Source organism: Streptomyces sp. SID1328, assembly GCF_009865595.1.
Classification (GTDB): Bacteria; Actinomycetota; Actinomycetes; order Streptomycetales; family Streptomycetaceae; genus Streptomyces; species Streptomyces griseoluteus.
In genome coordinates, this window is the sequence record NZ_WWKH01000577.1 from 1 (window position 1) to 234 (window position 234).

1 pseudogene is annotated in these 234 nt (G+C 80.8%); it reads left to right on the forward strand.

Annotated elements, in window-relative coordinates:
- A pseudogene (locus tag GT030_RS18100) lies at positions 1-234 on the forward strand (diguanylate phosphodiesterase); the annotation flags it as partial.

The following is a 234-nucleotide window of genomic DNA, read 5'->3' on the forward strand; positions in this document are numbered from 1 at the left end:
ACCCGCGACGGCGGCACCGTCCTGCTGCTCCCGCTCGGCCCCGGCGACACCGCCACGGAACTTGCCCGGCGCACCGCCCGCGAACTCGGCACCGCGGTCCGCCAGCCGGTCACCGTCGGAGCCTCCGCCCCCGTCACCGGCCTGGCCGCCCGCCCCGACCAGGTGGCCGCCGCCTACGCCGAGGGCCGCCGCTGCCTGGACGCGCTCCACCTGCTAGGCCGGGGCGGGGACGGC